This is a genomic window from Planococcus dechangensis, assembly GCF_042654465.1.
Taxonomy (GTDB): Bacteria; Bacillota; Bacilli; order Bacillales_A; family Planococcaceae; genus Planococcus; species Planococcus dechangensis.
In genome coordinates, this window is record NZ_JBHSGL010000005.1 from 313,755 (window position 1) to 330,971 (window position 17,217).

The window sequence follows — 17,217 nt, forward strand, 5'->3', positions numbered from 1 at the left end:
AACTGGGAGGGGACTGATGGTGATGATTGAAACCGAACGGCTGCTGTTGAAGCCCTATACCGATCAGATGGCAGACGATGTGTTTAAGGTTGTTTCTAAAAAAGAAATTGCCGATACGATGTTGATGATTCCGCATCCGTATCCACGAAAACAACTCGACGCGTGGCTGTTGTATTTGCAAAAAAGCTTTGAATTAGGAAGTGCCTTTGAATACGCCGTATTCGCCAAAGAGCAGCCGGATCGCTATATCGGCAATTGCGGGTTGGTGAGTGTGTCACAAACCCATCAATCCGGGGAAGTCGGCTATTTCATCGATCCCACGGAGTGGGGGAAGGGCTACGCGACTGAAGCGTGCCTTAAACTGGTGGATATCGGTTTTACTGATCACGGCTTGAACCGCTTGTTCGGCCGTTGCCTGGTGCGCAACCCCGCGTCGCGCAAAGTGCTGGAAAACAGCGGCATGGCTTTCGAAGGGCGTTTCAAGCAGGAATTCCGGATGAACGGCGTGTTCGAAGACACGGACTATTTGGCGATTCTCGCAACCGACTACAACAGCAAGAGGCCATTGGAGTAATGGCACATGCAATATAAAGCACTGAGGCCTTCTGAATAGAAGAGAACAACTGACGCCAAAACCATTTCACTCGAAGAAAGTTGTGCTATAACACAAATGGTGTATTGTTTCATTTTTCCGCCAATTCGGAAACTTCCGTTGACACCCTGTGCCAGCCTTTCTATACTTGATATATAACAGTTGGACACAAGAGACACGAGAGGGGTTTTCAAAATGATCGTACCATTGACACCACTGGACTGGAAACGACGCGCAGCAAAGTATTATCCGGACAAAGTCGCCGTGATCGACGGCGACAAGCGCTTTACGTACAAGGAGTTTTCCCAGCGTGCCGATCAACTCGGAATGGCACTACATAACGCAGGCATCAAAGAAAAAGAACATGTCGCCGTCATGCTGCCGAATACGCATTATATGCTCGAGGCGTTCTATGGCATCACGCCGCTGGGCGCCGTTATCGTGCCGCTCAATTACCGGCTGTCCGCAAAAGACTTGGGCTATATCATCAAACACAGCGATGCAAAAGTGCTCATTGTCGATGCGGAATACGCGAAGATCATCGAGGACATTAAAGACGAGTTGCCGATCGAACGATATATCATCACGCCGGCTGATGGCCACACGACCGATTTGGACGGCACCGATTACGAAGCGTTCATTGGAGCGGTCGGAGATGATGATCGGCTGCCTCAAGTGGAGCTTGATGAAAACCAAATGCTGTCGCTTAATTACACCAGCGGCACGACTTCCAACCCGAAAGGCGTCATGCAGACGCACCGGACGAATTATTTGAACGGCGCCAACTTCCTGCACCATTTGGAGATCAAGTACGATGATGTCTATTTGCATACCTTGCCGATGTTCCATACGAACGGTTGGGGCGGCGTTTGGGCGATCACCGCAGCCGGGGCCACGCATGTATGCTTGCGCAAAGTCGACCCGCCACTCATTTTGGACTTGTTTGAAAATCACGGCATTACGTCACTATGCGGCGCACCGACAGTTGTCAATATGCTGGTCAATGATCCGAAAGCGCGTGACATTGAACTGAAGACCAAAATCCGCATGGGCACAGCCGGCGCACCGCCTGCTGCGGCCTTGATTGCCAAAGCGCAGAAGACGCTCGGGCTCAACATGATGCACGTTTACGGACTCACGGAAACCTCACCATTCATATTGTATTGCGAATGGAAAAATGAATTCGACGAGCTTGACGCCGATGCACAGGCGAGCATTAAAGCGCGCCAAGGCATTGAATTGGCATTCAATGGCGAAACGAAAGTCGTCAACCAAGAAGACGGACAGGAAGTCGCCTGGAACGGCAAAGAACTCGGGGAAATCGTCACACGCGGCAACGTCGTCATGGCCGGCTATTACAAAGACCCGGAAAAAACGGCGGAAGCCATCCGCGACGGCTGGTTCTACACAGGCGACTTGGCCGTAACGCATCCGGACGGCTTTATCGAAATCCAGGACCGTATCAAGGACATGATCATTTCCGGCGGAGAAAACATTTCTTCCACCGAGATCGAAGGCGTGCTTTACAAGCATCCGGCGATTGCGGAAGTGGCAGTCATCGCGGTACCGGATGAGAAATGGGGCGAAGTGCCAAAAGCGATTATCGTCTTGCACAAGGGGGCGGAAGTAACCGAACAGGAAATCCTTGATTACACGCGCGAAAACATGTCACGCTTTAAAGTGCCGAAATCGGTTGATTTTGTCGAGGGATTGCCAAAGACAGCGACCGGCAAGCTGCAAAAGTTCCAATTGCGGGAAATGTACTGGGGCGGCGGCAAAAAAGTCAATTAACGAATAAAAAGCGAGCGCCCCATTGGCGCTCGCTTTTATGTGGAATCTAATGATGCGCTCTTGCGTTTGCGAAAGAGCGCAAGAGCGGCAATGACGGCCACCCCTATCCCCAAGACGCTGTAGAGCATGCGTGTCGGCAATAAAACAGTCAACCCGAACGCCACCGCGATCTCCAGTGCCACCGCTGGCAATTTGCCGAGTGAACTTGCGGCAAAAAATAGCGGAGTTGAGATAGGGGTGACGGCTGCGCCTGCTGTTACAACACCGGACGGCACAAACGGCACGAGGCGCAGCAATAGCACCGACCAAAAAACGCTCTTTGTTTGTTGGCGCTGGAAAAACCGGAACCAGCGGTGTTGCTGCCAGGAGAGCGGAATGAGCTTGGCTCCGTAACGGTAAAGCCAAAATCCGCATAAGGCGCCCAAAATTTCTCCGCTCACGGACAACACGCTGCCCCCGATTAACCCGAAGCGGTCGAGGTTGACTGGCGTGACGAGCAAACTCGGGATAAAACCAAGCGCACCGATAGCGATATTGAATAGCAGCAGGGCCGCAAATTCCAATGAGCGGTACATTAATTCGATGGTCATAACATAAATAGTCTCCTTTAAAGTGGCATTACAGGCCATCCGCTTGCTTCATGCGGTAGCGTTTAGGGGTTGTGCCGCTAAAGCGCGTGAAGGCGGCATGGAACTGCGTCGCGCTCTTATAGCCGCAGAGGGAAGCGATGGACGAAACGTCATGATCTGTTGCCAGCAATAACTGCTGTGCGCATTCCATGCGGCAGCGGATGACAAACTGAAGCGGCGTCTCGTGGCATTGTTCTTTGAATTTGCGGCTAAAATGAAACTTGCTGAGGCCTGTCCGTGCCGCTGTTTCGGATAGTGAAAACGGCAAATGGCACGTTTCTTCTAAGTTATGCAAGAGATGAGGCAATCGAAACGACTCAACAGGATTTGTTAAACGAGCCACTTGGGCCAGGCCGACCTCCAACAGCAAAAGCTCCACAATCTTTTGGCCTTTGCCGAATGACGCTGACGGCGCTTGCTGTTCCCGCTCCAGTTCCGCAAACAGCGCACTGGTATAAATGGGACTGGCTGGTCTGGCCCGTTGAACAGAAGCCGCTTTAACAGATAACGCGAAAATCAGTTTTTTGATGGGCTGCGGATCGTCCACAACAACCAGACGGTGCCAATAGCCCGCCGGAATCAGTAGCAGATCACCTGCAGACAGCACCAGTCGACGGTCGGAGAGTTCAATTTCCAGTGTGCCGCGTTCCACCCACAACAGTTCCGCCGTCTTGTTGTGGCGGTGGAGCGGAGTGGCGACGGCCTCAGGTAACGGATTAGGGGAATCAATGGTTCGGATAAAATACGATACTGGCATAAGCACCCACTCTTTTCATTTAGTAGACTTTCTTGATTATAGCAAGAATCAAGAGCTGGGAGCGGGTTTCTTCGAACATCGCCATGGAAATTCTGCACGATGCGCAATAATTGATAAAAGGTTCTGTCCGTTCCAGCATATGATTTACTTGACGCACAAGTTAATACCGATTATAAAAGTCGGAAAACAAGGAATATTTCAAGTTATTTGGAAAAAATGTTTGACATTCCAGAATCGCTGCCTTACCATTGTCGACATAGCGAATTTCATAGACAATTATCATCTTATCGAGAGCGGCGGAGGGAATTGGCCCTGTGAAGCCCGGCAACCGGCAAGTCTTTCTTGCACAGGTGCTTCTTCCAACAGGCGAATGCGTCTGGAAGATAAGAGAAGGCACAGCAGACCTTCTCTCGTAGAGGTCTGTTTTTTGTTTTGGCTATTCGTTTTTCAATTACATAGCAACACTTCTTATCAAGAGTGGTGGAGGGATCAGGCCCGACGAAACCCAGCAACCGGCAAGCGATGCTTGCACAGGTGCTACTTCCTGCAGTCCGCGAGGCTGAAAGATAAGTTGAGGACCGAACCCCCTCTTCTTTTGATGAGCGGGGTTTTTTCTATAACTAAAAGGAGGCACATCACATGAGCAATCGATCATTGGCACCAAGCTTTCAACCCAGGAACAAGCCGAACTTGCAGAATTATGACCAGGCACGCAGTTCCTTTTCATGGCAGCAAGTGGAAAAGCAATTCACTTGGAGTGAGACAGGAAAAGTCAACATGGCCCATGAATGCATCGACCGGCATGTCGAGGACGGCTTTGGCGGCAAAACGGCCCTTCACTATATCAACGGCGAATACGAGGAGCGTTGGACATTTGACGAATTGAAAAGACAAACCGACCGCGTCGCAGCAGCACTACACAGTAAAGGCGTCCGCCGGGGCGACATCGTCTTTATTTTCCTGCCGAAAAATGCCGATTGCTATATCGCCATGCTGGCGGTAGTGAAGCTCGGCGCCATCGCCGGTCCGTTGTTCGAAGCGTTCATGGAAGAAGCTGTGCGCGACCGCATCCAAGACTGCGCAGGGCGCTTCATCATCACCGACCCGGATCTAGCCGTGCGCATACCACGGGATGATTTGCCGTCTTTGGAGAAAGTCTTTATTACCGCCAGCGCCGAGCGCTGCCGGTCGGGTGAAATTTCATTGGCAGAGCTGGTAGAACAAACCACTGACAATGGCTTTTCGACCGAATGGGTAGACTTGGAAGACCCACTCAACATCCATTACACGAGCGGCTCGACCGGTAAACCGAAAGGCATCATCCATGCACACCGCGCGATGATCCATCAATACCAGACCGGCCACTGGGTGCTCGACTTGAAAGAAGACGATGTCTATTGGTGCACGGCGCACCCAGGCTGGGTAACGGGAACGGTCTATGCGATTTTCGCCCCTTGGCTGAACCGCGCCACCATCGTCGTCAACGGCGGGCGCTTTGATGCTGATTCTTGGTACGCCACGATCGAACGGGCGAAGGTCACGGTTTGGTACAGTGCGCCAACCGCGTTCCGCATGCTGAAATCGGCAGGGGACGGGGTGTTGGCGCGTTATGAGCTCGGTTCGTTGCGCCACATCCTCAGCGTCGGCGAACCGCTGAACCCGGAAGTGATTTATTGGGGAAGCGAGCAGTTAGGCCTGCGAATTCATGATACATGGTGGATGACTGAAACCGGCGCCCAGTTGATCGTCAATTTGCCGTCTGAAATCATTAAGCCAGGTTCCATGGGGCGACCGTTCCCCGGCATTACGGTCAGCATCCTGAACGATCAAGGCGAGGTGTTGCCAAACGGGGAAATCGGCCATTTGGCGATCCGCGCTCCGTGGCCGGGCATCATGCGAGAAGTGTGGCAAAACGAGGCCAAATACAATTCGTATTTCCAGTTCGACGGTTGGTACTTGTCCGGCGACTTGGCGATCCAAGACGAGGACGGCTATATCTTCTTCCAAGGCCGCAGCGACGACATGATCAATTCCTCGGGTGAGCGCATCGGCCCGTTTGAAGTGGAAAGCAAATTGCTTGAACATGCAGCGGTCGCAGAAGCGGGCGTGATCGGCAAGCCGGATGCACTGCGCGGCGAAATCGTCAAGGCGTTTATTGTGCTCAATAGCGGTTATGCGCACAGTCCCGAATTGATCGAAGACATTCGCTTGTTTGTCCGTTCGAAACTGTCCGCCCACGCTGCACCGCGTGAAATCGAAGTGATCGAGGAATTACCGAAGACGAAAATCAGCGGCAAGATTTTGCGCAGGGAGCTGAAAAGCCGTGAACCTATCGAGCAGTAAATCAGAGTTATGGCTTGCAGCTTTTCTAAATGAACAAATCCAATCAAAAAGGAGGCGTTCCCCGTGGGGGGACGCCTCCTTTTCTATACTTAACTAAAATGCCATATAAACTGGCTAGCACACCGAATCGTTGGATTTCGGGACCGATAAGCCGAACAGCGGCCGCAAGTAAAGTGCGAAAAATGTACCGGCGAGTGCGAGTATTCCCCATACATAGCCGTGCAGGCTAAATGAGGCGATACCGCCGAAATAAGCACCGATGTTGCAGCCGAACGCGAGACGCGCCCCGTAGCCCATCATCAAACCTCCGACAACGGATGCCCAGAAGTTGCCGGCAGTAATTTTGGTGAACTTGAACAAGCCGCCGGCAGCCGATGCCAGAAAGGCACCGAGGATCACACCAAAGTTCAAGATGGTCGTAGAATCGGCGAAAATGGACGATTCGAGCATGGCGGCATTCGCCCCTTGCCAGTAGCCCCAGCTTGCGACGTCCATGCCGAAGAATTCAGCGATTTTAGACCCCCATAGCGCAAATGCGGATGTGATGCCCCACGGCGTGCCGCGCGTCATCAAAGTCAAAGCATTCAATACGGCAAGCGCCACAGCGGCAATGACGAGCGGCCAAGAGCCGCGGAAAATCCGTCTCCAGCCCGTTGCGGTCGGAAGCGGCGCCATTTTCGGTGCGCGTTTCTTTTTCTCGATCACTAAAGTGATCCATGCAATCAAGCCGAACAACGCGATCGACACCAGCCAAGCCCCGCTGTAGCCGAGACCTGTCGAAGTGGCAAGGGAAATCGGCTCAAATGCCGGCATGTCCTCTGTCCAAAACGGCAAATGGTAAGCACCGATCGTCGTTCCGATAATGAAGAATAACAGCGTGACGAACATGACGGAGCGGCCACCCCCGATCGCATAAAGCGTACCGGAAGCGCAGCCACCGCCAAGCTGCATGCCGATGCCGAAGATGAACGCACCGACGACTAAGCTGACGCCGACAGGAGACACATACCCTGAGACACCGGTGCCGAAGAATGAATAGCCATATGCCAAGATCGGGGCGAATAAAGTGACCGCCACCGCCAGCATGAGCATATGCGAGCGCATCGCCTGGCCGTTGCCGACCGACATGAAGCGGCGGAATGCCGAAGTAAAGCCGAAACGTGCATGGAACAAGGTATAGCCAAGCAGCAGCCCGAGACCGAGCAAGATGGTTTGGGACACATGCTGCGTGGCGAGCAAGTACACTGTCAACAATGCACTGACTGCCAGACCGCCTCCAATCAACGCCTTTTGCGGTGCGTTTAATGCAGTCGAATCACGGTAAACAGGATCTTGTGCTTCATCTACCGGTTGGACCCTTGTGGAAGTCGTCATATAAACCATCCTTTTCTGAGTGTATTAGTAGGGAATAAAACATTATATTAAAGCAGCCTATATGGAAAGTCAACGGAGCGGCACTTCATCTGGCACAGTCAGCATGTCAACGAACACAGATGCGCTAAGCAGGTTTGTGATAACCATACTTGGGAAAAGGAATGAAAAGAACCTTTAGTGGAAAAGAGAGAAAAAGGGGAATAGGCCAATTGCTGCTGCCTGGGAGGCATTTGTGTTAGGCACCAAAGCGAGGTGAAACCGAATGGACAATAGATTATGGATCAATTTGCCGGTGAAAGATTTGCAAGCGGCACAAGCCTTTTACGAGCAAGCCGGGTTTTTGACGTTTCAAGCTGCTTCGAGTAATGAACATCAAGCGGCTTTTTATTTGGAAGGGCAGCACCTGTATGTCATGCTATTTCCAGAAGAGACCTTTAAAGCGTTTACCCGGCAGGAAGTCGTCGATACGTCGTTAGGATCAGAAGTGTTGTTTTCTTTATCGGCGAAGACGGCAGAAGAAGTCAACAATTTCATCGATCGGATCGAACAAGCCGGCGGCACCGTGTATGCACAGCCAGGTGAACACAACGGCCTGTATGGAGCGGGATTTGCGGATGTCGACGGTCATCGCTGGAATTTCCTTGTGATGAACGCATAAACGTGCAATCATCGAGATCACCGAAATGGCGTAAATGCTTTGCCATTTCGGTTTTTTTATGGAAACAATACAAAAACCCTTAAAAAAGGAGGATTATCTGCCGGCTTTCCTATACGATGAAACCATATCGAAAATAGGCCAGTTGCTATGGGGACAAGGAGAAGATGTCACGTGAACAATAAATTTCTATTCGCTTTTTTGGTGGTAGTTACGACGAGCTTGATGGGTTCTTCGTTTGCTGTCGCCAAAATCGGCCTCCAACATGTGTCACCACTACTGTTAGTCGGTGTACGCTTTACGATCGCAGGCATGTTGATGGCTTTCTTCGTGCTGCTGTTCCGTCGAGAGCATCCGCACGTTTGGTCAGATTGGCTCCATATTTTCATCATCGGCTTGTTCCAGACAGCTGGGGTCATGGGCTGCATATTTCTTAGTTTGCGGACAATCACGGCTGGTGAATCCGCGATTTTAACGTTCACCAATCCACTGCTTGTGGTATTGTTCGGGACGCTGGCGCTTGGCATCCGTTACCGCGTCGTCCAGTGGTCCGGTGTGGTGATCGGGTTTTTCGGGGTATTCATCACGATGGGCAGCCAAATCAATTTGGAGGTGGGGGCGTTGTTTGGTTTCGCCAGCGCCATTTCCTGGGCGATTGGGACGCTATTGATCAAACATTGGGGCATCCGCTTGGATACATGGGTATTGACCGCTTACCAAATGCTGTTCGGTGGTGTCGTGCTGTTGATTGCCAGCAGCCTTTTTGAACCCCAGCGATTCGACATCAATGCACAATCATTGTTTATATTGTTCTGGTTGGTGATACCGGCATCGATTATTCAGTTTGCGATCTGGTTTTTCCTGTTGCAAAACGGCAATCCCGGGAAGGTAAGCGCATTTTTGTTTCTAGCGCCATTTTTCGGCGTCATTTTCGGATGGTTGATCCTCGGAGAACACATTGGGCTGTCGCTAGTGATCGGAGGGGCTTTCATTTTTCTCGGCATATTTCTCGTGAATTGGCCGGAAAAGCGGGATCCCGTGACGGGAAAAGTGATTTAGCACAATAAGACGAACGAGGAAAGACGGTAAGGAGCGGAAAGCTTTTAAAAGCAGTTATTTCGAATTCGAGATATTAACCGAATTCAAAAGTCTTGTCACTAGAAGAAATGGATGTAAACTCATAGTTGGTTACAGAACATCAGCTGATACCGTGTAGAGATTGACGGACTTAACTAGAAAGACCCAGGATGTGTAATGAAGTAACAAAAGGCATGCACATGCTGATGAAATGATGAAAAGAGCGAATCAAGACTCAGTGTAATGTACAGCTTAATAAAACTCCGTAATAAGTTCATGGGAGTCGTTAGTTAATGATTAGCTGGACTAACTGATGAATCGGAATACATTTTGTGTAACCGGTTGAATTGTCATTGGAGTTTCAAACTGGAACGATTTATAAATAATTCAGCGGCTAGATACTTATCGAATTACAATCGAACAGCAATAGTTGCACATAAATAGCACTAATGAATAAATCATTGAAAACGGCGTATTTGAACAAAAAAATGCGTTTCGTCTCACTGTCAGGAGCATACTTATTAAATGAGACACAACTTCCTATAATTTATATTATGTAAACTAAAATATTTTTAACTCATTATCCTGGCTATTCAGCCGTTCCCTCTCTTCCTGAAATGACAAAGCCAGTTCAGCGATTTGCTTGAAGCGACTTTCACTTACGTCGAATGATCGTTCAGTATTCCTTCTTACACTACTTCGTATTTATTACTATGTATTATCTCGATATGCCGTTTTACCTCAATGTCGCAATAAATCCAAAATCCTCTGCAGGCTCCAGCCATATTTGATCAATTCATATTCGGCTTTTGGCGGCGCTTCATTATAGACAATGCGTATAAAGGCTTCTTTTTAGGCATTGTTCTATCTGTTCTTGACTCAGATCATTATTATTGCTGATTTTATTTTTAACAGCCTCCTTGAAAATCGCTGATTTAATCATCATCCCGTTCATGGAGCTATTTGTATTTATATTTATGGACTTTCCAGGATTGCACTTGTACGTGGTAACGCTCATTGAATGTTATATCCCCTTGTGTGCCATATCTGAGAGCAAACGGACTTCAAAGCGTGGAAGATACATTACATCATTTCTTTGAATTAGAAAGCTGAACTATAGTCCAAAATAAAGCCATCGCAAAATCGATCGATTTTGCGATGGCTTTTGTATGTTTCATTTTCAAGATTTCAAACTCTATCTTAAAATCAAGAAAAAATCAGCATTCAATTTTTATTTATAATGGTTATTGCGTTTCATATCACGGATCGCCTGAATCGACAAGCGCACGAGCAAAATGACGCATAAGAATAATCCACCGTATGCCGCGGTATTCAAATAGATTGCGTAAATTGTGTCGATAAATTGAGCGATGGCCAATAATGCAGCTGAAATGATCCCGAATGTAATCCCTGACATAAGCAAGACAAAGCGCGAAAACAATTGCATGACAAACCCTGAATTATGTTTATCAGAGAATACATCATGATGCAGAATGACCTTGCCGCCTTCTACACGCCGGACCAGCTGGTCGATGCGCTTAGGCAGTTTGGCAATTTCCGGCAGCATAAGAACCAATTCTTCTTCTATGCGCTCTTTTGTCGCACGCGGCTCTTTAAAGGGCTTTTTCAGCATTGATGTTTTCGTTTCTTTGGCAAAAGCCTTCGCTTCCGTAAACATATCGAATTTCGGATCGATGGTATGCAGCGTACTGTCCAAGCTGATCATCGACCGCAACGCTATGCCGACAGACGGATAAAATGCCAATCCAAATTCACGGATCATGTCAAACAAGGAATGAATCAATTCAGCGGTCGGTATTCGGTCGACATAAGCGATTTTCAAAAGGACTTCCCCGATGGCATGCTCAAGGCGGTGTCCTTCGATTTTATCGCTGTTTTCAACCAGATCGACCACTGCGTCATGGACGATTCCTGCATCGTTTTGCTGGATGCCGATGATGAAATGGTTCAGCGCTTCCTGCTGGGTTTCAGTGAGCCTTCCAACCGAACCGAAATCAAGCAAAATCGGTTTGCCGTCAGTCTCATCGATGAATATATTGCCGGGGTGAGGATCAGCGTGAAAAATTCCTGAAAATAGCATCTGTTCCAGGAATGAAAACAGCACGGTGCGTCCGAACTGCTTTGGTTCTACATCAAAATGACGGAACACCGCATTGCCTTTAGAAATGCTTTTTCCTTGGAAATATTGCATGACAATGATTGTCGAGTTGCTATATTCTCTGTAAACTTTCGGGATCTTGACTTGATTTTTGCTTTTTGCCAATGAATTACTGACTTGAATCATATTACGCATTTCGATCTCAAAATCGATTTCTTCACGCAAGCCATTGGCAAAACCGACTGCCAGTTCCCGAAAACCGATGTTTTGCGCCCATGTCGATTTGCTGGATACCCATTCGGCAAACTCCACTAATATGTCCAAGTCGTCGCGCATAATCGCACTCACTTCCGGCCGCTGCATTTTCACGACAACTTCTTCATTTGTTTTTCGCAGTACACCGCGGTGAATTTGACCGATCGATGCAGCGGCTAGCGGTTCTTTGTCGAGTTTTGAAAACACATCTTCAACAGGCTGCGCCATTGACTTACGAAGAATTTCCGAGACTTGTTCTTTTGGCAGCGGTTTGACGTTTTGCTGCAATTGGCTGAGCTCTTCAATAAATACCGGCGCGAATAAATCCGTTCTTGTCGATAACACTTGGCCGAACTTGATAAATACGCCTCCACTTTCTTCGAGCGTCCGTCTGAATGCAACAGCCAATTCACGGTTATTTTCACGGTGTCTGGCATACTTCAAAGTACTCGAAATGCCATTTTTCACGGCAATTTCAAGCACTTTGCTCAAGCGTTTTTGACGTCTCCAACGACTCCGCAGGCGTTTCCAAATAAACTTGCGGTTAGTGATGCGCTCGCCACGGTCTCCAAGTTCGATGGGGTCGAATAGCTCAAGGATCAGATAAAACAGCATGGAAATCATCAGCATGCTGCCGATCCAAATGACAGTGCTCGTGTCCGTCAACATCGTTGAATATTCATCGCCCACAAAGTCGATATAACGCAAATACGAATACCAGTAAACAAACGTCGTCAGCACGACGCCTAATACGACGGACAACAACCGTTTAATGAAGTTCACCTTCGAACCCATGAGACGTCCACTGACAAAGTAAATGAAAAGCGCAATGATCAGCATTTCTGCAATCATGCGTACATAAATGATCATAGCCATTCCCCTTTTCCCGAGGTCGATCTGCTCATTAAAGCAAAGCCCTTAGCTCCAATTGGTTTGTTTATCAACTGGATAAACTTTGAAAACTTTTCAAGTATAGCTTCGAGATGTTGTTGCGTGCTTCCTGCTTTTTCTTTTATTGTTTGGTGATTTTGTTTGTCGGCTTTTTTTAATTATTTATAAAACCTTATGTAGTATGTTACATTTTTAAGAAGAAGCCATCGCTTAGTTTGATGGCTTCTTCTCAGCTAGAGTTTTTACGCGATTCATAAAGTCCACGACGGTTTGTTGCGCTGCTTTTTTGCTTCCTGCCAGCAGCATCGCCTTCCCTGTTAAGTTCATCCCTTTGTTTTCTCCTTCATATGTAAAACGTGTCGACTGTCCCTCCAGTCTTTCAAGGAGAAAATGATATCGGACACGGAACATCTTCCCCATCGTAAATGTTGTTTCGCGGTATTTACGGTCCAGCTCATCCACATATGATAAAGTTTCGACTATATAGCGCTGTTGCTGCTTGCCTTCCGTGTAGACTTGAGCGTGTTTTGCACTAGTGGCATTCGCAGTTCCCTCCACTAATTCGTGGGTTTCCACTTTTGGCATAATCAATTGTATCGATTCATCTTGAAAAAGACTCCACACCCGTTCGATCGGGGCATCGATTGTCATCTGCTCTTTCCATTTCACCATCTTGTTCATTCCTTTCTGATTGGGTTGTTTTACAGATTGCCATATTTGATCGCCGCAAGCATATTAATTCAGTTACAATTAAATGAAACCGACTATATTTGGAGTGATGTTATTGAGAACCTCAACAATTTTGTTTACTTTGCTATTGGCCATGCATATTTTGACTGTTGTCAACACATTAGTGTTCAGCGGCAATTTGAATGATTTGGTCTTTTGGTTTAATTCGGCATTATTTATGGCCGCACTTGCTGTTTTTGTCTATCGCCGCGGCATATTTGATCCGCCGAAAGAAACTGTTGCGCCTAACACGTCTAAAAAGAAACGCTCATGACCTTAGCCAGCACCGCCGCAAATTGCGACGGTGTTTCTTTTTATTACTTACAATTCACCAATGTTTATCATTCAAAGTGCGTTTCACAATTTTTGATAGCTGTGCGTTACCGGTAAATTGACTGTTCACGATCTTTTTTCCTTTGCTTGGACTTGTACTGCTTCCAAATGATCAATGAAATTACACGTTTGAATACGCCAGCGCTGTTCGGTAAATTGAATCCGGTTCATCCCGCCGTTTTGCAGGCGCACTGCGGACGCATCGAATTCCCCGAAAGCCAATTGTTCCAAAATCGTATGGATGACCCCTCCGTGCGCGACGACTAGCACGCGTTTATTGGCGAATTGTTCGTTTAACTGTGTCAATCCACTGACAAGGCGGCTGCGGAATTCATCCGGCTGTTCTTGTCCCGGGTAATTTTTGTCCGGATACAAGCCATAGCGCTCCTGGGCCGTTAACCCTTCTGCTTTGCCGAAATGTTTTTCTTGGAACTCCGTCATTTCCACCATCGGCAAGCTTAAGTTTTCATTGATGATGGCAGCTGTATGCCGTGCACGCTCTAGCGGACTAGTGACGATGACATCCCAGTCTTCCGCCGTCAAATGGGCACCGCACGCTCTCGCTTGGCTGATTCCTCTGTCATTGAGTGGCACATCTGTCGTTCCTTGGATGCGCCCTACTTTATTCCATTCCGTTTCTCCGTGGCGGATCAAGCAAATGGTGGTCATGGTCTTCTACTTCCTTTCTTTTATCTTTCGTTATTCTTGCTATCTTTTTGGGGAGTGTTTTTACCATTTCTTTCTTGTTCATTGGATTGTTTTTGCTTGTGCCAGCGCCAGAACATAACAGCTTCTCCAATGATGACGCCAATCGCCCCTGCCATAATCAAAGTTGATGTATCCGGATCGTCATTGATTAGAAATGCAATAACAACACCTAAAATCAGACCGCTTAGCAATGCGCCATATGAATTTTTGCGAGACTTTAAATAATCCACTACGAACATCCTTTCGACTTGCCTTAACTTATGCTTTCAATATTGACGAAAAAGATGAGAGATTGCAAGGCATGGCAAATTGCTGCTGCTTTATTTGTTAGCTTTGTTGAAGGCTAGATTGTTTTTATTTGCAATTCCTTATGTAGTTTATTACATTTCAATTGATGAATAACTAAAAAAAGAGCACTATGGCTCTTTTTTGATTTCGACGACAAACGACGTCATCTTATGGATCTTTGCTTCGCCCTCTCCCGACATTTCATAGAAATCGGAATAACAGTACTTGCGCTTGCGCCCATTGCCTCCAGTTGCGGTCATGACTCCTTTTACTGCGCCACTTAGTCCTTCGGCAACAACCATCTCGACTTCAAAATCCAATTGTGTATAGTCCTGCATCCCGAACGCGGCATCCACTAAAGCCTGCTTGCCTTTTAATTGCGATGCTCCGACCATGATCCACTCGACATCGTCTGTGACATGCTGTTCAATGAATTGCTGGTTGCCGCTGAAAAATGCATTATTGAAGTCACGCAGAAAGTCGGCTGTGCTGCTCGTTTTCATACCCTCTCCTCCTTTGGCAGCTTGTTGACTAAGCGTATTTAGTTGCCAAGATTTTCTTCCATGCAATATATACTGAATATTCCGCTAATTAACTTTATACTACACCACTATTCTGATGCTGACTAGTGCCATCTCGCCTATCGCAGGAAATAACTTCAAGAATACTACATAGCTTAAGACTATCACCAGTAAGCAATTCGCATTAAACAGAAAAACCGCAATGCGGAATTCATCCACATTGCGGTTTTTCTGTTATGTTGTGACGGCTACATTCTTTTTCAGCAATCCGACAAGAATCGCAGTGACAAATGAACCAATAAGGATAGCAAGAACGTACATTAAAATACTTGCTGCCCCGCCGTCGACCAACCCGATGACGAAGACGCCACCGTGAGGGGCCCGCAGGCCGATATCGAACAGCATGACCAGTGCACCGGTCGTCGCCGCTCCCACAATCGCGGAAGGAATGACACGTGCCGGGTCAGCTGCCGCAAACGGGATGACGCCTTCTGTAATGAAACTTGCACCGAGAACGTAAGCCGTCTTGCCAGCTTCGCGTTCAGGCTTGGTGAACTTCTTCTTGAACATCGTTGTAGCAATAGCAAGGCCAAGTGGTGGCACCATACCCGCTGCCATGACTGTGGCCATGAAGTTGAAGTTCTGTGCATCTAACATCGCGATGCCGAACGTATAGGCCGCTTTGTTGACAGGGCCGCCCATGTCAACTGCCATCATGCCGCCGAGCAATAAGCCGACAAGAACCAAGTTGGTTCCGCCTAGGCCTTCTAGGAATGCTGAAATTCCTGAATACACTTGAGTCAATGGCGGGTTGATCAGCATCATGACGACCCCTGTGATAAGAATGCTGAATACCGGATAGAATAGGACCGGTTTTAAGCCTTCGAGGCTTTGCGGAATGCCAGAGAATACTTTTTTCACCAGCACCGTGACATATCCTGCAAGGAAACCGGCGATCAAACCGCCAAGGAATCCGGAACCGCCGCTTGCTTCTTCAACCCCTGTAACAGTAATGGCGATCAAACCGCCGATCATCCCTGGAGCAAAACCGGGTCTGTCGGCAATGCTCATCGCGATGAACCCGGCAAGGACCGGTACCATCAGGAAGAATGCGGTGCCGCCGCCGATAGTCATGAGCATGGCTGCAAATTCATTGTACTGCGGGCTAGCAGGGTCCGTTGCATTGATTCCCCAGAAAAACGACAGGGCGATAAGAATACCGCCACCGACAACAAACGGCAGCATATTCGAAACACCATTCATTAAATGCTTGTAGAAGCCTGACTTCGTTTCTGTTCCGGAATCGGCATCTTTCGTGCGGTCATGCTTATAGATCGGTGCGTCTTTTGCGACGGCGCGATCGAGCAGTTTATCCGTTTCATAGATGGCTTTGCCGACTTGCGTTTGAATGACTGGCTTGCCGTCGAATCTGCCCATGTCGACTTTTGTATCCGCTGCTACGATAATGGCATCGGCTTCTGCGATTTCAGCGTCCGTTAAGCGGTTTTTTACGCCGCTGGAACCGTTCGTTTCAACTTTCAAGTCGATGCCACGCTCTTTTGCACGCCCGCTGAGCTTCTCAGCTGCCATATACGTATGGGCAATACCAGTTGGGCAAGCCGTGACGGCGAGAATTTTCCCACCTGAGGTTTTCGTTGTTGCAGTTGCTGCTGTGACCTCATCTGCTGGGCCGTCTACTTCCGTTTCTTTATCCGATACGACTTGAAGCACTTGTTGCTTTGTTTCGGCTTCCAAAATTCTGACACGGAATTTTTCATCCATCAGGAATGTCGCAAGGCGGGACAGGGCTTCCAGGTGGTCATCGTTGGCACCGTCAGTGGCTGCAATCATGAAGAACAAATGCGCCGGCTGACCATCGAGCGACTCGAAGTCGATGCCTTTGAACGAGCGACCAAATGCGATGGCCGGTGCTTTGACTGCAGCTGATTTGGCATGCGGGATGGCGATCGTATCACCGATGCCGGTTGTGCTTTGCTCTTCACGTGCGAGTATATCTTTAGTGAAGGCCGCTTTGTCGATCAGTTTGCCTGCACGGTCCAATTGCTCAACGAGTTCGTTTAATACCTGCTGTTTGGATCCCGATTGAAGATCGAGGATAATGGTGCTTTCTGTCAATAATTGAGTAATTCTCATT

At 48.2% G+C, this 17,217-nt stretch carries 15 protein-coding genes, 1 pseudogene and 2 riboswitches; of the genes and pseudogenes, 6 read left to right on the top strand and 10 right to left on the bottom strand.

What is annotated here, in order from left to right:
- The first annotated feature begins 16 nt into the window (after positions 1-16).
- Together ACFO5U_RS04625 and ACFO5U_RS04630 are read left to right on the top strand one after the other, a co-directional pair.
- Entirely contained in the window at positions 17-574 is a 558-nt protein-coding gene (locus tag ACFO5U_RS04625; protein WP_377277107.1) for a GNAT family N-acetyltransferase, read from the top strand.
- A gap of 213 nt (positions 575-787) precedes the next feature.
- The gene (locus tag ACFO5U_RS04630; protein ID WP_377277109.1) at positions 788-2,383 is read left to right on the top strand and encodes a long-chain-fatty-acid--CoA ligase; all 1,596 of its coding nucleotides are present in this window, start codon (positions 788-790) and stop codon (positions 2,381-2,383) included.
- Positions 2,384-2,418: 35 nt separating this feature from the next.
- On the opposite strand, the gene ACFO5U_RS04635 is transcribed toward ACFO5U_RS04630, so the two are convergent.
- Together ACFO5U_RS04635 and ACFO5U_RS04640 are read right to left on the bottom strand one after the other, a co-directional pair.
- A complete protein-coding gene (locus ACFO5U_RS04635) occupies positions 2,419-2,973 on the bottom strand; it encodes a TVP38/TMEM64 family protein (RefSeq protein WP_377277111.1) in 555 nt (184 codons plus the stop codon).
- A gap of 28 nt (positions 2,974-3,001) precedes the next feature.
- Complete coding sequence (locus ACFO5U_RS04640; RefSeq protein WP_377277113.1) at positions 3,002-3,769, bottom strand: helix-turn-helix transcriptional regulator; 768 nt, start codon at positions 3,767-3,769, stop codon at positions 3,002-3,004.
- Positions 3,770-4,050: 281 nt separating this feature from the next.
- A riboswitch (SAM riboswitch) is annotated at positions 4,051-4,159 on the top strand.
- A gap of 75 nt (positions 4,160-4,234) precedes the next feature.
- A riboswitch (SAM riboswitch) is annotated at positions 4,235-4,342 on the top strand.
- A 66-nt stretch (positions 4,343-4,408) separates the two neighbouring features.
- Between ACFO5U_RS04640 and acsA the strand changes: the two genes are divergently transcribed.
- Entirely contained in the window at positions 4,409-6,112 is a 1,704-nt protein-coding gene (acsA, locus tag ACFO5U_RS04645; protein WP_377277115.1) for an acetate--CoA ligase, read from the top strand.
- Between the two features lie 114 nt (positions 6,113-6,226).
- Here acsA and ACFO5U_RS04650 read toward each other — a convergent pair whose 3' ends face one another.
- On the bottom strand, positions 6,227-7,486 hold the full coding sequence (locus ACFO5U_RS04650) for a YeeE/YedE family protein (protein WP_377277117.1): 1,260 nt from the start codon (positions 7,484-7,486) through the stop codon (positions 6,227-6,229).
- A 262-nt stretch (positions 7,487-7,748) separates the two neighbouring features.
- On the opposite strand from ACFO5U_RS04650, the gene ACFO5U_RS04655 reads away from it, so the two are divergent.
- Entirely contained in the window at positions 7,749-8,144 is a 396-nt protein-coding gene (locus ACFO5U_RS04655) for a VOC family protein (protein WP_377277119.1), read from the top strand.
- A 171-nt stretch (positions 8,145-8,315) separates the two neighbouring features.
- Complete coding sequence (locus tag ACFO5U_RS04660) at positions 8,316-9,200, top strand: DMT family transporter (protein ID WP_377277121.1); 885 nt, start codon at positions 8,316-8,318, stop codon at positions 9,198-9,200.
- A 768-nt stretch (positions 9,201-9,968) separates the two neighbouring features.
- Here the strand turns inward: ACFO5U_RS04660 and ACFO5U_RS04665 are convergent.
- The 3 genes and pseudogenes from ACFO5U_RS04665 to ACFO5U_RS04675 all read right to left on the bottom strand — a co-directional run.
- Positions 9,969-10,055: pseudogene (locus tag ACFO5U_RS04665) on the bottom strand (winged helix-turn-helix transcriptional regulator); the annotation flags it as partial.
- Between the two features lie 394 nt (positions 10,056-10,449).
- Entirely contained in the window at positions 10,450-12,459 is a 2,010-nt protein-coding gene (locus ACFO5U_RS04670; protein WP_377279458.1) for an ABC1 kinase family protein, read from the bottom strand.
- A 234-nt stretch (positions 12,460-12,693) separates the two neighbouring features.
- The gene (locus ACFO5U_RS04675; protein WP_377277123.1) at positions 12,694-13,155 is read right to left on the bottom strand and encodes an SRPBCC family protein; all 462 of its coding nucleotides are present in this window, start codon (positions 13,153-13,155) and stop codon (positions 12,694-12,696) included.
- A gap of 112 nt (positions 13,156-13,267) precedes the next feature.
- Here ACFO5U_RS04675 and ACFO5U_RS04680 point away from each other — a divergent pair, with 112 nt between their 5' ends.
- Positions 13,268-13,486: a hypothetical protein gene (locus ACFO5U_RS04680; protein ID WP_377277125.1), complete on the top strand. Its 219-nt coding sequence runs from the start codon at positions 13,268-13,270 to the stop codon at positions 13,484-13,486.
- 125 nt (positions 13,487-13,611) lie between these two features.
- On the opposite strand, the gene ACFO5U_RS04685 is transcribed toward ACFO5U_RS04680, so the two are convergent.
- The 4 genes from ACFO5U_RS04685 to ACFO5U_RS04700 all read right to left on the bottom strand — a co-directional run bounded on the left by ACFO5U_RS04685 (position 13,612) and on the right by ACFO5U_RS04700 (position 17,216).
- The gene (locus tag ACFO5U_RS04685) at positions 13,612-14,214 is read right to left on the bottom strand and encodes a histidine phosphatase family protein (RefSeq protein WP_377277126.1); all 603 of its coding nucleotides are present in this window, start codon (positions 14,212-14,214) and stop codon (positions 13,612-13,614) included.
- Between the two features lie 20 nt (positions 14,215-14,234).
- Positions 14,235-14,483 carry a hypothetical protein gene (locus ACFO5U_RS04690; RefSeq protein ID WP_377277128.1) on the bottom strand — a complete coding sequence of 83 codons (249 nt, stop codon included), beginning with the start codon at positions 14,481-14,483 and terminating at the stop codon, positions 14,235-14,237.
- 186 nt (positions 14,484-14,669) lie between these two features.
- A complete protein-coding gene (locus ACFO5U_RS04695) occupies positions 14,670-15,044 on the bottom strand; it encodes a nuclear transport factor 2 family protein (protein ID WP_377277130.1) in 375 nt (124 codons plus the stop codon).
- 252 nt (positions 15,045-15,296) lie between these two features.
- Positions 15,297-17,216, bottom strand: coding sequence for a PTS fructose transporter subunit IIABC (locus tag ACFO5U_RS04700; RefSeq protein ID WP_377277131.1), 1,920 nt, complete (start codon positions 17,214-17,216; stop codon positions 15,297-15,299).
- Between the last annotated feature and the right edge of the window lies 1 nt (position 17,217).

Excerpts from the sequence above, each read along its gene's own strand:
- acsA (WP_377277115.1), top strand. The coding sequence starts at position 4,409 with ATGAGCAATCGATCATTGGCACCAAGCTTTCAACCCAGGAACAAGCCG.
- ACFO5U_RS04630 (WP_377277109.1), top strand. The coding sequence starts at position 788 with ATGATCGTACCATTGACACCACTGGACTGGAAACGACGCGCAGCAAAG.
- ACFO5U_RS04700 (WP_377277131.1), bottom strand. The coding sequence starts at position 17,216 with ATGAGAATTACTCAATTATTGACAGAAAGCACCATTATCCTCGATCTT.
- ACFO5U_RS04625 (WP_377277107.1), top strand. The coding sequence starts at position 17 with ATGGTGATGATTGAAACCGAACGGCTGCTGTTGAAGCCCTATACCGAT.
- ACFO5U_RS04675 (WP_377277123.1), bottom strand. The coding sequence starts at position 13,155 with ATGGTGAAATGGAAAGAGCAGATGACAATCGATGCCCCGATCGAACGG.
- ACFO5U_RS04640 (WP_377277113.1), bottom strand. The coding sequence starts at position 3,769 with ATGCCAGTATCGTATTTTATCCGAACCATTGATTCCCCTAATCCGTTA.
- ACFO5U_RS04695 (WP_377277130.1), bottom strand. The coding sequence starts at position 15,044 with ATGAAAACGAGCAGCACAGCCGACTTTCTGCGTGACTTCAATAATGCA.
- ACFO5U_RS04685 (WP_377277126.1), bottom strand. The coding sequence starts at position 14,214 with ATGACCACCATTTGCTTGATCCGCCACGGAGAAACGGAATGGAATAAA.
- ACFO5U_RS04635 (WP_377277111.1), bottom strand. The coding sequence starts at position 2,973 with ATGACCATCGAATTAATGTACCGCTCATTGGAATTTGCGGCCCTGCTG.
- ACFO5U_RS04655 (WP_377277119.1), top strand. The coding sequence starts at position 7,749 with ATGGACAATAGATTATGGATCAATTTGCCGGTGAAAGATTTGCAAGCG.
- ACFO5U_RS04650 (WP_377277117.1), bottom strand. The coding sequence starts at position 7,486 with ATGACGACTTCCACAAGGGTCCAACCGGTAGATGAAGCACAAGATCCT.